Source organism: Streptomyces sp. ITFR-21 (assembly GCF_031844685.1).
Taxonomy (GTDB): Bacteria; Actinomycetota; Actinomycetes; order Streptomycetales; family Streptomycetaceae; genus Actinacidiphila.
Genome location: NZ_CP134606.1, coordinates 284,378 through 298,637 on the forward strand (window position 1 = coordinate 284,378; position 14,260 = coordinate 298,637).

The window sequence follows — 14,260 nt, forward strand, 5'->3', positions numbered from 1 at the left end:
CAGCTCCTCGTATCAGCTGTAGTAGTCGTCCAGGCACAAGACATCCTCGACCGGCTTGCCGCCGAGTTCGGTGATGCCCCGAGAGGCGAACGAGGCCAGGATCGTCTGGCGCTCGCCGGCGGACGCGCACACGATCCGGCTGGGTGCCTCAGCCCCGAGCAGATCAATCCCGTTCCCGAACATCACCTCGTTGCCGTCGCTGCTGAACTTGGCAATCTTCATCGGGTTCCGGGTGATCGCGTTCTTGCTGTAGTTGTGGTGCTCGGGGTTGATGGCGCCGTAGTGGTCGCCGTTGTAGCCGTAGTAGTCGCTCCGACGCATCAGAACGCTGGGGTCGTCCCAGATCAGCGTTCCTCCGCCCAGGTGAGAGCCGCTGTGCTGAACCCGCAGGAACACGCTGTTGGCGCCGCCGGTCATCTTGTCGCTCTCCTCGCTCATGCCCACGCCGCTGCCGATGCCCATGACGGCCCGCTTCTCGGCGCTGGCCAGCACACCGGTGCCCAACAGGCTGGCGAGGTTCCCGCTGTGGATCTTGTGCATCAGCGACCTCCCCTTGAAGGCGGATTTGATCTCCTCCTGCTTGCCGGTGACGTCGAAACGGGACCACGACAGCCACTTCCCGGTCGTCGCAGGTGTCGGCTCGTACCCGGGGCTCGCTGCCAGCTCGGCGCCGCTCGCGAACCCGGAGGCCTTGGCCACGGCATCCCGCACCACCTCGACCTTCATCGGCAGCACCTTGTGGGCCGCCTCCAGGTGGATCCGCTTCATCTGGGTCTGCAGGGACTCGGTGTCGAGCCCCATCAGCGTCTCCATCCGCTGGTGCACGATCTCCTGGACCTGGAGGTCCTGGAGCCCCTGGGCCGTTTCCATGGCAGCCTTCATGCCGGCCGCGTTGCCCAGCCCCTGGGCTTTGACGTTGTTCGACAGGTACGTCCACTCGCCCTCGGCGGCTGTCATGGGTTTGTTCATCAGGTGCAGCTGCTCCAGCCGCTCCACGAGTTCCTTCCCATGGCCGGCACCGGCCGGTGCGTGGACCTCGAGCTGTCCACGCAGCGAGTACTCCGTGGAGGCCGGATCGTTGTCCTTGTACGGCCGGTAGACCGCCTTCCAGCCGTCCCCCATGTCGATCTCGTACTCGGTGCCGTTCGCGGTGCTGCGGGTGGTCCCGTCCCAGGAGCTCTGACCGGTCTCGGTGTCCAGAGTCGCCTTGATCCGGCTGGCTTTGCGCACGGTCGCCGGGAGGGTTCCCGGCTCCGGCTCGCCGTCCGGCACCGGGACCTGCTTGGTGACCGTCTTGGTCTGGGTAACCTCGTACGGGGCCATCCAGGGCAGCGGGGACCCGCCGTTGTCGATCTTGTCCTTGACCAGGTTCAGCTGGTGCAGGTAGTGCAGGGCCATGGTCTTCTCGTCGTCGCTGATCGACGGATCGTGGAGCACGTCAGAGACGGCGTCGACGGCCGCTTGGTGCTTGGCGATCGACGCGTCCGACATCGGCAGGTCGTGCTTCAGCTTGTGCTGCACCGAGCTGACCGCCGTTGAGGTCAGCTCGCCCAGCTTCTTGTCCTTGTCGAGGCCGAGGCGGCCCTTGACCTTCTCCTCGACTTCGACCTCTTCCATGTGCGTGCCCGGGATGCTCAGAGCGTCGAGCAGCTTCTCCTCTGCTTCCTCCGAGACGTGGGTAAGGAGGACCTCCCGCGGACCGTCCGCCGAGTCGTACGCCACCAGAGCGGCCTCGGAGTTGATGAAGTCGTCCCCGCCGACCAGGATCGGCGTGCCCGTGGGCTGTCCGACCGGGAGAGCTGCCGGCACCGGCGTCAGCGGAGGGTCCGTCTCTTCCTCGGCCTCGGACTCGGCCTCCTCGGCGAGCAGCAGATCCGCGTCGCCGGCTGCTGGCTCGTCGCCGGTCTGCTCGTCCGCATCTGGTGCGGTGCTCTCCGGTTCGTCTTCATCGGGTGCGGCCTGGATGTCCTCCTCATCAGGAGGTGCGCTGGATGGGAGTCCCTGGCCGGGCACGGCCTCCTCATCGAGTTCGTCCACGACCGGGTCCGGGACGACGTTTCCGGCGTCGGCGTCGGCCGGCTCCGCAGGGGCGTCCGGCTCGAGAAGGAGCTCCTCGACCTCCGGGATCTCGGCCACCGTGCCCCCTGCTGCTCCCGCGAGAGAGACACCCTCGTTCACGGCCGGCGCACCGTCGAGCTCCACCGGGGCGGCCGGGCTCTCCGCGAGCGCGGTCGGGCTGACGGCGTAGCTCTGGTGACTGGACTTCGATCCGGTGCCCATCAGCTACCCCCGTGCTTGAGGGAAGCGCCGGAAGGCAGCTTGAGTTGCTTGACGAAGAAATCGGCGAAGTTCTGACGCAAGGAGTTCTTCCTCTCAACTGCGTGGTCCAGGAACGCGTTGGCGATCTGCTCGTGCGTGACCTGGGACTGGGGGATCTTCAGGGCCTTGGCGGCCCGGCTGCGCATCTGGGGCACCCACGCCACGCCCGCCTTGGCTCCCTCGTGGGCGGTGGAGTGCAGAACGGAGCGCAGCTGTGCGTCCGGGATCGACTCGAGCTTCTTGATCACCGGATGGGCGGCGGCCGGATTGAGTTTCACGCCCTTGGCGAGGCTCCCGCCGAGCGCGGCCTGGTAGAGGCTCTGGTGGACGGGGGTGAACCCGCCTCCGCCACTGGGGGCGTAGTCGATCGAGAGCTTGTCGGCGCCGAAGTGCTTGAACGCCTGGCCGCGGTCGATCTGAACCAGACCTCCGGAGGGGGTCTGCAGCCAGTTGTTCTTGTGACCGTCGTGTTCGCCGATGAACCACGAGCCGACGTGGGACCGGACGACTGCGTCAACCTGGGACTGCGTCCACTGGCTCGGGCTGGACCCGAACTGCTCCGCGCCCTTGAGCATGGGCTGGATGGAGCCGGCTGTCCCGTCGGGCTGCTTGTGGTGGTAGACGGGCACCGACGGGACTCCGCCCAGCGCCAGGATGTGTGAGGCAGCCGCTTCGGTGTGCCCGAGGGCTCCGCCGTGGTTGTGGTCGGCCTTGAACAGCCACTGGGAACCATCCGGAGCAGCGTGGACGGTCTTGGCGTACGTCCCGCCCAGGTTCGACGCCGTGGTGCCGGGGCCGAAGGTCCAGCCGGCGACTTCCTTGGCGTCGACGCGTGCCGGCACGTCCTGGCTGGTCGCCTTCGCGTGCTGTACCTCGGCCATCAGCGCCTGGATTTTCGCGTTGAAGGATCCGGGCTTCGGTACCTTCGCCGGCTTCGGAGCGCTAGGCGTGGCCGGCTTGGCTACGGAGTTCGCTCCGTTCGTATGCAGCTTGCTCGCCAGGGCCTGGACCGCCTCGTCGGAGGCCAAGCCGTGGTCGGGCTTCGCCGCAGGCGCCGCGGCGGCCGCCGCTTTGGCAGCCTCCTTCTTCGCGACGTCCGAGGTGACCTTGTCCTTGATGGTCTGCTGGTCGTACTTCTTGTTGAAGCTCGCGGCGATGTAGTTCTGGACCTGAGCCCGTGTTGCCTTGGCGTTGTTGTCCATCCCCAGCTCGGCGGCGACGGTGCGCAGGTCAGCGAGCTTCTGCTCCTTGGCCCACGCCTTGAAGTCGCTCGTGAGGTCGCCGGGATGGATGTACTTCCCCGGCCCGAGGGCCGGGTGCTCGGCGTACATGTTCTCGCCGAGCAGGTGCTGGGTGGTGTGATACCAGCCGTTCACGCTCGTCTGCATGTCCCGGACGTCGCCGGCGTTCTTCGCCCATGCCGCGATGACCTGCTCCGCCCCCGGGTCGCCCGCAGCGGGGAGGTTGAGCGGCTGCCCGGCGCCGGGAGCCATCGCGACGTGCGCGGCGTAGCCGGCGTCGAGGTTCGCCAACTGCTCCTGCCGCTTGCCCGCCAGAGCCTTCAGGGACTCCGCTTCGATCTCGGGTGTGGTCGGCCGCATCAGCGTCACGACCTGGCGGCTGCTGAGGTGCATCGCCTCGGTCTCGGTCAGCTGACCCGAGGCGAGCCCCTCTTGCACCAGAGGCCCGACGTCCTTCGGATTGAGGTACGTGGAGTTGAGCGCCTGGTCGACGGCCGCCTTGGCCTGAGCCTTGGCCTTGTCGAGATCCTCGCCCATCTCGGGGCAGTTGGCCGAGGCCAGCTTCTGCTCGGCCGCGAGCATCGCCTGCAAGGCCTCGCCCTTTTCAGACTGAGGCCCGTAGGTCTTCTTCACCGCGATCCAGGCGTCGACCGATTCGGTGACCGCCTGTGCTGACTCGTTGACCTCCCCGGGCGTGGCCGTCCACGAGCCGTCGCTGACGGGCGGTTCCGTGCCTTCGAGTTGGTGCAGGTCGGCAAGTGTCATCCCGCCGACCGTCCCGCCGGCGAGCAGCTCGTTGTACCGGTCGAGCGCGGCCGCCTGGATCTTCTGCTTGGACGGGATGTCACCGGGGTAGGCCGGGTCGAGCCAGTGCACCAAGGGGTGCTGGCCCTTGCCCGACAGGCCGACCAGCGCGGGATGCTCGAATCCCTTGGCCTTGGCGATCTCACGCAGCTCTTCCTCGTCCAGGGAATTGAGGAAGGCGACCGTCTGGGCCTTCAGTGCTTTGGTGTGGGCCTCGATCTCCTCCTCGGAGGCCCCGGCCTCCTTCAACTTCTCGATGGCCGCCTGGGCATCCACGACCTGGCCGACGAACAGGTCGTAACGCTCGACCGGGTCAGCGGGGACCGCGTCCTCGGGGTCGATCGCAAACGGCGGATCGGCGATCTCCTCCATGAGGTTCGTGGCCACCAGCAGGTCGGCCTTGGCCTGGATCTCCTCGTCGGACATGGGTTGTGCCGGTGCCTCGGCGACGGGTTCCTCCGTGCCCTCCGACGTGGCCGTCGGCCCCACCGCATAGGAGGCGTGGCTGGACTTGCTGCCCGTACCCATCAGGCATCCCCCCGCGCTGGGAGAGCGGGGATGACCTCGGCAAGCAGTTCGTCGAGAACGAGGTCGGCCGCGTGGGACAGGTCGAGCGCGCCCTCGGGAATGGTGGCGGGTTCGAGAGCGCAGGTCCCGGACTGCGCGAGCCAGAGCTCGACGTCCTCGGGCCGGGTGTTCTCGCCCAGGCGCTCACGCCAGGGGTCGGCGGGGTCGTAGACCAGTGGCACCCAGCGAACAACGCGATCTGCCGGCTGATGACCGGTGTCGAGGGCCAGCACGGCGACAGGGTCGACGGGGAGGCCCAGGGCCGGGTGCCAGACAAGCAAGATCCACAGCCGCCAGGCGGAAGTGTCCGGCGACGTCGTGGACGCGCCGGCCGTCCGGTCGGGCTTGTCGGGGTCGGTCGTCATGAAGGCTCCTCCCATCAGGGGTTTCACCTGCTACAGGTGCGGGAGGAGCCGCCGGTGTGACAGTACGGGCGAAGAAGTTTCAGCGGGACGGCAGAAGCGACGCCATGTACTGGACTGTCGCGGCGAAGGCGTCCTCGGGGCGGGCGTGGACGTCCTCGCGACCGTTCGCGGTCATGACGGCGCCGTGCAGGGCGTACTGGTGCGGGTTCTGGGAGATCAGGGTCAGCCGGGAGCCGAACAGCTCGACCATCTCCGCGATCCGGTTGGTCCGGGACAAGCCGGTGAGGATGACGGGCATGTCCTCCGGGAGGTTCGCGGCCAGCAGGTGCAGGCCCGGCCGCTCCCAGGTGTCCCAGGTCGAGTTGTCACGGACGGTCTGCACGTTGATGGCGATCGCCGGCGGAGGCGCGTCCTCGATCCAGGCCAGGTAGCGCTCCAGATCCTCCAGCCGGAACCAGTAGACATTCGGAACGACAGGCACGCCGGCCTCGGCGAACTCCTGCGCCAAGAGCAGGCACCGTCGCATGTTGAGCAGGTGCTCGGTCCTCGGCCAGTCCCCGTAGATCGAGAAATTGCAGGGGAGCACCAGGTCCCACTGCTGCTCCGCGATCCGCTCCACGAGGTTGTCCCGCTGGCGCCTTGTCCAGAACGCCTCCACAAGCGGATCCTCGCCGTAGCCGACGAGTACGGCCTTCTGGTGCGGCTTCAGGGAGAGGGCCTGGCGGGCCGACTGTTCGGTGAAACGGGGGTAGAGGGTGTGGGTGTCAGGGGAGAAGACCCGCCTGAGGCCGACTCCGTAGGCCGGCCAGTTCAGGCTGGCGTCGAGCTTGGTGACGGCGGAGCCGTCGGTCATGGGGATCAGGGACGGCAAGCCGTCGGGCAGGGTGCCGTCGATGCTGATGTCATCGAAGCCCAGCGTGCCGCCCACATCGGCCATCCACTGGGCGATGTCGGTCCGGCTGCCGCAGCGGATCGGGCACTTCCTTGTGACGCAGGCGTTCGCGGGGGCGTCCGCTTCCGTCGCAGCGCAGCCGCAGAACCGGCAGTCGGAGTTCGTGCCCGAGCACAGCGGCTCGACGGTGGCGGGGCCACCCCGGCCGTCGGGTCCAGCGTAGAACGCGCAGGCGTTGCAGTCGCAGCCCCGGCCGGGGAGGGGAACGCCGACGGTTGGAATGGGCAGGGAAACACTGGTCATGCTGCTTCGGTCCCTTCATCATGGGTGCCGCGGCCTGACGGGGCGGGCGCGGCTTCGTCTTCGAGGTGGGCGCTCAGCTCGCGCAGCGCGATCCGCAGGGAGCCGCGGTCGTAACGGGAGATTTCCTTGCCGGCTCGGACTTCGACCAGCAGGCTCCGGACCCCGTCCAGCGCGGTCCGGATGACGTCCGTCTCCACGGCCGGTCTCGGCGGGCCGGGAGGCTCAGACTCCGCGGTCTGCGGCGGGAGCGTGCCGTCCCCCGGCGCCGAGGGGTCGGTGTCCTCTACGGGGTCGGGCCCGGCGGTGAAGCCGTCGCTGTCGTCGAGTTCGTCCTCCGCCTGGGTGGGGACGCGGGTGAGCTTCGCACGCCGGTCGGCGTTGGCCGCGTCCTGCCGCTCCTCCGCCTCCGCGATGATTTCCTCCGGCCCGAGTCCGGGCTCCTCCAGCCCCACGTTCACGGCAGTGGGCAGCAGGTGGAGCCGCTTCGACGTCTTGAGCGCTGCCCAGATACCCGCGGCCGCCTCCGCCCGCCCGTTGCGCAACTCGGCATAACGGATCCTGGTGTTCAGTCGGATCGCTGCCTCGTCCATCTCCTCCGTGAGGTCTCGCGGCAGCGCGCGGAAGGCACGCACCAGCTCGCCGGCCTTGCGCTCGTTGAGCTGGAGCCCGAGCCGGTTCAGCACCTCGCTCCACGGCGCGGCACAACTGTGGTCGCTGCCGCGGATCTTCTCCAGTGCCTGGAAGCGCTCCGCCGGGTCGGGGATCGCGTAGACCTCCTGCGACACGGGCTTGCCGGCCTTGAGTAGCTTGCCGACGAGGATCGCACATCGCTGGTACAGAAGGGCAGCGGCCTGCTCGCCCGGCTTGAGAGGCTCCCTGGCGAAATTCTCCACGAAACGCCACATGTGACGTTCCTCGTCGGACAGCGGCCCGGGGCAGACCACGGCGGGCAGAGCCGCGAAGTGCGGGTTGTCCGGCCGGTTGGTAGCCCCCCATCGCATCGCGCGCAGGCGGCGTTCTCCGGTGACCAGCCGGATCGTCGGCGCCTTTCCGCCGACAGCGATCTCCTCGGCCAGGACCGGCTCCAGCAGTCCGACGACGGACATCGAGGAGATGAGGTCCGCGAGTTCGGACGGCGGGAGGGAGTCGGACGGGTTCCGCGCTTGGGCCTCTGTGAAGGGGGCGCCCGGCCCGCGCAGCGGCAGCATCTCGAATCGACGCTGCCGCAGCTTGGCACTGCGGTGCAGGATCTCGGTGAGCCGGATCATGCTCCCGCCCTCGGCCGGAGCCTCGACTGAGGTACTAGTCATCGCGCTGCTTCCTTCTCGACCGGTCGGACGCCGGCTACTTCGTGGAGAGGTAAAGGTCGGTGGGTGACGGCCGCGCCGAGGGGGTCCCGCGCAGCAGGGGAGTGAAGATCGGTGCGCAGGGGCCCTGCTCCTGGAGCTGCCGGAGGGTCGTCACCCCGATCGCCATGTCGCCCTTGAGCCGGCTGAGTCGGATGTCTGCGGCGGTCCGGGTGTAGAGGTCCTCCGCCCGCGCCGCGAGCCGCTGCGGCCGCCGGTCGGGCTGGCCGGCCCGGGGCGGCGCCGCGTCGAGGATCACCAGCACGCGGGGGAAGACCGGGTAGCTGTACATCCAGGCCGGCCGTGTGGCGTTCGGCAGCCGGCGGGCTCGGTCCGGGCTCTGGGGGACGTACTCGTACAGTCGCCCGTAGGCGGCCAGCTTCGCCGCCAGCCGTGCGGACGTCATCGTGGCCCGGTCGACCTCGATGAAGAAGCTCAGCATGGTGCGCTGGCCCCGAGTGATGTGCACGTAGTTCAGGACGGCGTCGCTGATGACGTGGTCGTCCTCGAAACGCCGCTGACCGTCCCTGATGCGGTTGGCGACTTCCGGCGTCCAGTCCAGAGGGCCGCACTCGTGCCCCAGGCGGCGGGCATGCTCTACGAAGGCGGCACCCACGTCGCTGACCGCGAGCGTGTGCGCCTGCCGGGCACCGGCCACCGAGTCCGGCGTCACCCGGTAGGGGCGAACAGGCAGCTCGCCCGCCTCTTCGACGGACTCGGCACCGGCCTCCGTGAGGAACCACAGGTAGGGAAGGTTCCGGACCCGCCCGGGGCCGCCACTTCCATGAGCCCGCACCCGACTCACCAGCCCCGACTGCCGGAGCTCACCGAGCTGCTGGCGCAGGTAGACGGGACGTTCCGGTCGGCTCTCCGGCTCGGTGAGAAGGATGTGCAGCTGCTGCGTGGACAGCACCCGGTGCTGGTACAGCAGTTCCAAGGCGCGGCGTCCCAGCGCATGGAAGCTGCGGCCGCTGTGCGGCGTGATGAGCGGCGGTTCCTCGGTGTGCAGGGTCATCATCCGAGCCTCGACTGGTTGGGGTTGAGCGGGAGGACGTTGCTGGGAGCCTCAGCCGCGGCGTCGGGTTGTTCGCCCCCGATGACGGTGCCCTCGCTGTCGTGGACGCGCGTCTTGACGCCGGACCGGCCGTCGGGAGAGCCGTTCGCGTCGGCGCCGTTGCCGTCCGGGTTCGGCTCGTCCGGCGGAGGAGCGGATGCCTCGGGGCCGTCGTCATCGTCCGGCGGCACCTCAAGGGTGACGATGAACCGGCGCAGCCTCATATCGAGTCGGCGCAGGTCGGTGAGGATGTCGCGGACGGGGCGGCGGGTGAGGTTCTCGTCGATCGCCCGGCTGAGACGGTCCTCGTTCTGGGGCCGGTAGTACTCGGCGTAGAGGTCCTCGACCGAAGCGCCGCGGACACGGAACGGGTCGGACTGACCGCCGTCCAGGGTCACCGACATCACGTAGTGGTACCGGTTGAGCTGGGTGATCGTGTCCGGGGAGACCTTCTTGCCCCAGCGGCGCGTCACCAGCGTGGCCTCGTCGACGTCGGACGCCGTCGTGGACAGGACGGAGATGTTCTGCAGCAGTCCCTGCCGCGTGGTGGCGCTGAGCCGCTGCGCCATCTGCGTCATCGCCAGCAGTCGTACGTTGAACTTGCGCAACTGCTCCGCGATCTGCGCCAGCGTGCCCTTCGATGCGCCGTCCACGCTCGTCAGCTCGTCGATGAACGAGAAGAAGTCGCGGCGCTTCGCGACGGGGGTGTCCCTGCGGGAGAGGCCGGCCCGGAACAGGTCGTAGATCAGCAGGCTGCTGATGATGCGGTCGACGTCGCCGGTTCCGGCCGGGCAGACGAAGACGATCTTGCCAGTGTCCATGGCGTGCCGGATGTCGTACGTACTGCGGCTCGAACCCAGAAACGCCTTGATCGCGTTGGACGACGAGAGCCGCTCGATGATGTTCGTGACTACCGGGACGGCCTCCTTGGAGTACGAGGGGAAGACGTTCTCCCAGAAGTCCCGCACGTCCTTGGGCAGGTATTTCAGGACCGTGGTCCGCCAGACGGCGTCGGTGAGGATCGTGCGGATCTGGAAGATCGTGGGCGCCAGCTCAGGCCTACCGGCGCGGCAGACGTGCCAGGAGAGGTACACCAGGGACTCGACCGCCCTGGTGAGGATGGTCTTGGCGCGGCCGGCGGAGTCGCTCCAGTTCAGCGCGGCGGAGAACCCGGTGACGATGTACTGGACGATGTCGGGGATCTCGGACTCGCGACGTCGCTCCATCGACAGCGGGTTCCAGGAGCCGACCATCTTGTCCAGCTCGGGGGAGGTCAGGTCGATCTCCCAGATCCGGTCCGCGAGTTCGCGGTGGGCGAGGTAGGGCCGTGCCCGTGCCCAGCCGTCACCGTGGGGATCGAGGAAGAGCAGCCCGTGGCCGTTATGGGCCAAGGCGATCGCCTGGACCAGGGACATCTCCGTCTTGCCGTAGCCGGCCTTGCCGAGGAACAGCGCGAACAGCAGGTATTTCAGCGGAAGTCCGGCGAGCCGTTCGCCGCCACCGGGCTTGGCGACCCATCCGAGCGGCAGCAGGCCCCGCTGCCCGTTCCAGGACGGCAGTGCGGCCGGCGGGGGCGGGACGACGCCGCCCGAGCGACTGAGGTTGGCCGCGCCGTTGTTCTTCGTCGGGGGTTTGAGCAGCCCGGCTATCTCCTGAGCCGTGACCCAGTTGTTCCGCCGCTGCTTGAAGGCGCCCGTCTCGAAACGGCGGTCGAAGGCGCGCCGGTAGAGCCAGGAGTCGGCGCGGACGCGAGTGATGCCGAGATTCAGACCGACGGGCCGCAAGTGGTTGTCACCCGACCACGGCTCCAGGGCGGCGAGGACCTGGTCGAGCAGCATCCGGGCCCGCGCGGGGTCAGGAGCGCAGGTGCGGACCATCATCTGCAGGGAGAAGACCGGCTCGGCGCCCGGAGCGAGCTTGCCCAGGGCTGCCTTCATGTCGGTCATACGGTGTGTGCGGTGCGGGCTGGGACGATGCGGTCGCTGGCTCCGCCCCTGGTTGCCCTTCATCTCAGAGGCGACCTCCGCCAGCACCGACGACAGATCGAAGCCGAAGCGGCTGTTGTGCTGAGGCATGCCAGGTATGGCTGGCGCGTCCGTCGGGTTGCGGCGCGCCTGCGCGAGGAGGCGCCTACGCCGGCTGCCGACGCGCGACGGCGCGACAGGGACGAGGTCGAGGACGACGTCGGCGCTTTCCCCGAGGTCCTCACGGACGTCGGCGACCGCCGTCGCCAGCGCCTCGAGCGGGTCGGGAGCGAGAGGGACTTCGCGCAGGGCGAGGTGGTCGGGCAGGGCCAGGGCGAGCTCGGTCCGGGCGTAATGCATCCGTGGACGGGAGCCTTTGTTGCCGGCCGGCTCGTCCTTGGCCAGGTTGACGGGGGCGTCGGCGTCCCGTTCGGGTGCGGAGGTCATGAGATTCCTGTTCTGCGTCGTCACGCGGCGGCGGGCCGCGGGCTTGCCTGGGACTGGGCGCCAAGCTGGATCTGCGGGCGCTCACGAACGGGGAGGCCGTCCTCTACGAGCTGCATCTCGCACTGGGCGTACCCCTGGTGGCGCAGGACGGACAGCGCCTTCGACGGGCCCTCCACCCGCATCGTCAACGGCCCTCCCGAGCAGTTGAAGCGGATGCGGATCGCGGTGCCTCGGGCAGGGGTGAGGTTCCAGCGGGAGATGCTCTTGTGGGCACGCGTGAGCTGGTGAGCGAAGCGGATGACTTCCTCCACCTTGGGGTCGAAGCCCGTCGTGGGCAGCAGCTCCAGCGCGCCTCGGTCGGCCAGCGGACGCCTGGCAGCGAGGAGCCGGCCTGCGCCGACGGCGCCGAACACGGCGAGCACGAGCAGGGCGATCCACCAGGCGTTGCCCAGCGTCCACTGGGCAAGCCGGTCGGCATGCGCGGGAAGATCCTGCAGCACGCCGATGGCTCCGTCGATGAGGTCGTTCGTGGTCATCGGCCACCGTCCGGCACCGGGCGACGGGACGGTCGCTTTGTCGCGGCGACGGTGAAGGGGAACTGCGGGAGCACGGCGGCACCTCCGAAGAGCAGACGGGTCATTCGTCTGCTACAGGTGCCGAATCCGAGCCCGGTGTGACAGCCGGCCGAGAATTTCCTCCGTCTGCTTCTGTTTCCCCGCCTGGATCGGCGTGCGGGCCGCAGCGCAGCTCCGGTGATGGTCGTTTCGCTAGGGTCGTCGTGCCGCGCCCGGTACGGCACGGCGTCGACGACGAGGAGGACCGGTGCCCGACGCTCACCCCGCTCACAGTGGGCTGCCGTCGCTCTACCTGGCCGAGGTCGGAGTGTTCCGCGGCCGGTGGACGATGTCCGTCATCGGCCCGGACCAGGGCGTGGCCGCGGGTCCGAACCTCGACCTGGGCCCCGCGAAGGCATTCACCCAGGCACACCCCGACGATCCAGGCCGCTATCTGATCGCAATGACTGGCCGGGTGCCGGTCCTTCCCCGGGACAAGGCTGTTCGGATGCTGGCAGAGCACGGCTTCGTGGTCGCCGGCGCCGCCCGCGAGGAGGCGCGGACCGACTGCGGCTGGACTCAGGTCGCCGGCTCCGAGTGGACCGCACCCTGCCAGCCCGTCGCAGCGCCCTGAGCACGAGACGCCGGCAGCGTGGCGGCGCGCGAAGGGCGCAGGGCTGGCTCAGCCGACCCGCCTCATCCGCAGGATCTGCGGCTCCCAGTAGGACAGCGGCTTGATCCGCACCTTCAGGCCCGTCCGCGGCGCGTCGATGACCTGGTTGTTGCCGATGTACATGGTCACGTGCTCCGGACTGGCGGCGCTGCCGACGGCAAAGATCAGGTCCCCCGGCTTCAGGTCTTTCACCGACTTCACTTCTGTCCCTACGTTGACCTGGTCGTAGGTGGTGCGCGGAAGGTTCACCCCCACCGTGCTCCAGGCGTACTTGACCAGGCTCGAGCAGTCGCACCGGTTGGCCCCTTCGAAGGGCGGCCGGCAGTTGCCACCCCACAGGTACGGCGTGTTGAGCGCGCTCTCCGCAGCCTCGATGACCTTGCCGACCTTGCCGTTGACGGACCCGCTGCCTTCCACGGGAGCGGTCCACTTCTCGGCCAGGGCACGGATGTTGTGCACGTAGTCCTGGGTCTCCTTGTACGGGGGGATGCCGTTGTACTTCTCCACGTTGTAGGCGCCGGCGTTGTACGCGGCGAGCATGTTGTCGGTGTCGTCGCCGGGCACTTTGCGGACCGCATCGGCGAGTTCGCAGTCGTACTTGACCTGTGAGGGGATAGCGTCGTCGGGGTCCAGAGGGTCTCGCTTGCCGTCCCCGTTGCCGTCGATGCCGTGCGTCTGCCAGGTGCCGGGGATGAACTGCGCGATGCCCAGGGCGCCCGCGCCTCCGTCCGGCGGGTTCTTTCGGAACCCGGACTCCTGGAACAGCTGCGCGGCGATCAGCGACGGCGTGGTCTCGGGGCAGCCGTACGTCTCGACGGCCTTGGTGATGATCGGGCGCACCCAGTCGGGGATCTCGTCGGTGACGGCGAGCCCGCCACCGAAGCCGGCGTTCTCCATGGAGTTGCTGGTGTTGTCATCGCCGATGGCGGAGGTGAGGGCCAGGACCGCGGCGAGAATCAGGCCGAAGCCGAGGAGCGGCAGACCGAGGAGAGCCATCACCAGGCGCCTGCCGACCTTCGACTGTTCCTGCTGCTCAGGCATCGGGCAGCCCCGTCACGTACCAGTGCCCGTCGTCGGTGCGGCGGAGCTTGAGCGCGACGTGCTGGACCGACACGGAAGACGGACCGCTCACCGGCTTTTCCGTCACGCGGTAGGCGACTCTGGCGAATCCCGCGTCGGGTGTGGGGGCGGGCGCTCCGTCGGGGAGCGACACGCCGATCACTGAGGCGGTCACCTGAACGCTCCGGGCTGTCCACCGCAGCCACTGCTGGGCCGCGGCGGTGCCGCTCTTGTGCGTACGAAGGTCGGCGGCAAGGTCGCCCACGGCGTAGGCGGCAGCGCGCCGAGACGCGTCGTCGTAGGAAGTGTCGCGGCCGGGGCGCGCATCGTGGCTGGCCCACGCGATCGTGAAGTCTCGTGCGGCCTTCTGCATCGGAGCCGGCAGGGAGGAAGGCGCCGGGGACGCCTCGGCGGTCTCAGCGGTGTGCGCAGAGCCTGTCCTGGGCGGCGTGGGAGAACTGGGGGAGACGGTGCCCGCTTCCTGCGGAACGGAGCCGGCAGCTGCCCGCGGCCCGGCGCGCTCGGCGCCGCCGTGGCCGGTGAACAGCAGTCCCAGTCCCAAAGCCGCCAGGGCGGCAGCCGCGGCGAACAGGGCTATGGTGCCGCGCCGGGCGCGCTTGTCATCGGTTTCAGGCATGGGAGTCCCCCGTCGGGTGGTTCAGCTGTCCAGGT

The 14,260-nt window shown here is 68.9% G+C and carries 11 protein-coding genes; 1 reads left to right on the top strand and 10 read right to left on the bottom strand.

Translation table 11 applies throughout. The annotated features are described in order from the left end of the window. Nucleotides 1-12: 12 nt before the first annotated feature. The 8 genes from RLT57_RS32070 to RLT57_RS32105 all read right to left on the bottom strand — a co-directional run bounded on the left by RLT57_RS32070 (nucleotide 13) and on the right by RLT57_RS32105 (nucleotide 11,838). Nucleotides 13-2,280 (bottom strand): hypothetical protein, encoded by a 2,268-nt coding sequence (locus RLT57_RS32070; protein ID WP_311301190.1) that lies wholly within the window; start codon nucleotides 2,278-2,280, stop codon nucleotides 13-15. Continuing rightward, a complete protein-coding gene (locus RLT57_RS32075) occupies nucleotides 2,280-4,892 on the bottom strand; it encodes a hypothetical protein (RefSeq protein ID WP_311301191.1) in 2,613 nt (870 codons plus the stop codon). Before RLT57_RS32075 ends, RLT57_RS32070 begins: the two co-directional genes overlap by 1 nt. Then, on the bottom strand, nucleotides 4,892-5,296 hold the full coding sequence (locus tag RLT57_RS32080) for a hypothetical protein (RefSeq protein ID WP_311301192.1): 405 nt from the start codon (nucleotides 5,294-5,296) through the stop codon (nucleotides 4,892-4,894). The genes RLT57_RS32075 and RLT57_RS32080 overlap by 1 nt, the downstream gene beginning before the upstream one ends. 79 nt (nucleotides 5,297-5,375) lie before the next feature. Next, nucleotides 5,376-6,491, bottom strand: a complete 1,116-nt coding sequence (locus tag RLT57_RS32085) for a DUF4417 domain-containing protein (protein ID WP_311301193.1) — start codon at nucleotides 6,489-6,491, stop codon at nucleotides 5,376-5,378. Next, nucleotides 6,488-7,801, bottom strand: coding sequence for a ParB N-terminal domain-containing protein (locus RLT57_RS32090; protein ID WP_311301194.1), 1,314 nt, complete (start codon nucleotides 7,799-7,801; stop codon nucleotides 6,488-6,490). The genes RLT57_RS32085 and RLT57_RS32090 overlap by 4 nt, the downstream gene beginning before the upstream one ends. A 34-nt stretch (nucleotides 7,802-7,835) precedes the next feature. Next, a complete protein-coding gene (locus RLT57_RS32095; RefSeq protein WP_311301195.1) occupies nucleotides 7,836-8,852 on the bottom strand; it encodes a replication-relaxation family protein in 1,017 nt (338 codons plus the stop codon). Next, nucleotides 8,852-11,302, bottom strand: a complete 2,451-nt coding sequence (locus RLT57_RS32100) for an ATP/GTP-binding protein (RefSeq protein ID WP_311301196.1) — start codon at nucleotides 11,300-11,302, stop codon at nucleotides 8,852-8,854. The genes RLT57_RS32095 and RLT57_RS32100 overlap by 1 nt, the downstream gene beginning before the upstream one ends. Nucleotides 11,303-11,322: 20 nt before the next feature. Then, a complete protein-coding gene (locus RLT57_RS32105) occupies nucleotides 11,323-11,838 on the bottom strand; it encodes a hypothetical protein (protein ID WP_311301197.1) in 516 nt (171 codons plus the stop codon). 286 nt (nucleotides 11,839-12,124) lie between these two features. Between RLT57_RS32105 and RLT57_RS32110 the strand changes: the two genes are divergently transcribed. Beyond that, on the top strand, nucleotides 12,125-12,490 hold the full coding sequence (locus RLT57_RS32110) for a hypothetical protein (protein ID WP_311301198.1): 366 nt from the start codon (nucleotides 12,125-12,127) through the stop codon (nucleotides 12,488-12,490). Between the two features lie 48 nt (nucleotides 12,491-12,538). On the opposite strand, the gene RLT57_RS32115 is transcribed toward RLT57_RS32110, so the two are convergent. Further along, nucleotides 12,539-13,570, bottom strand: coding sequence for a bifunctional lytic transglycosylase/C40 family peptidase (locus RLT57_RS32115; RefSeq protein WP_311301199.1), 1,032 nt, complete (start codon nucleotides 13,568-13,570; stop codon nucleotides 12,539-12,541). Next, the gene (locus RLT57_RS32120) at nucleotides 13,563-14,225 is read right to left on the bottom strand and encodes a hypothetical protein (RefSeq protein WP_311301200.1); all 663 of its coding nucleotides are present in this window, start codon (nucleotides 14,223-14,225) and stop codon (nucleotides 13,563-13,565) included. Before RLT57_RS32120 ends, RLT57_RS32115 begins: the two co-directional genes overlap by 8 nt. Between the last annotated feature and the right edge of the window lie 35 nt (nucleotides 14,226-14,260).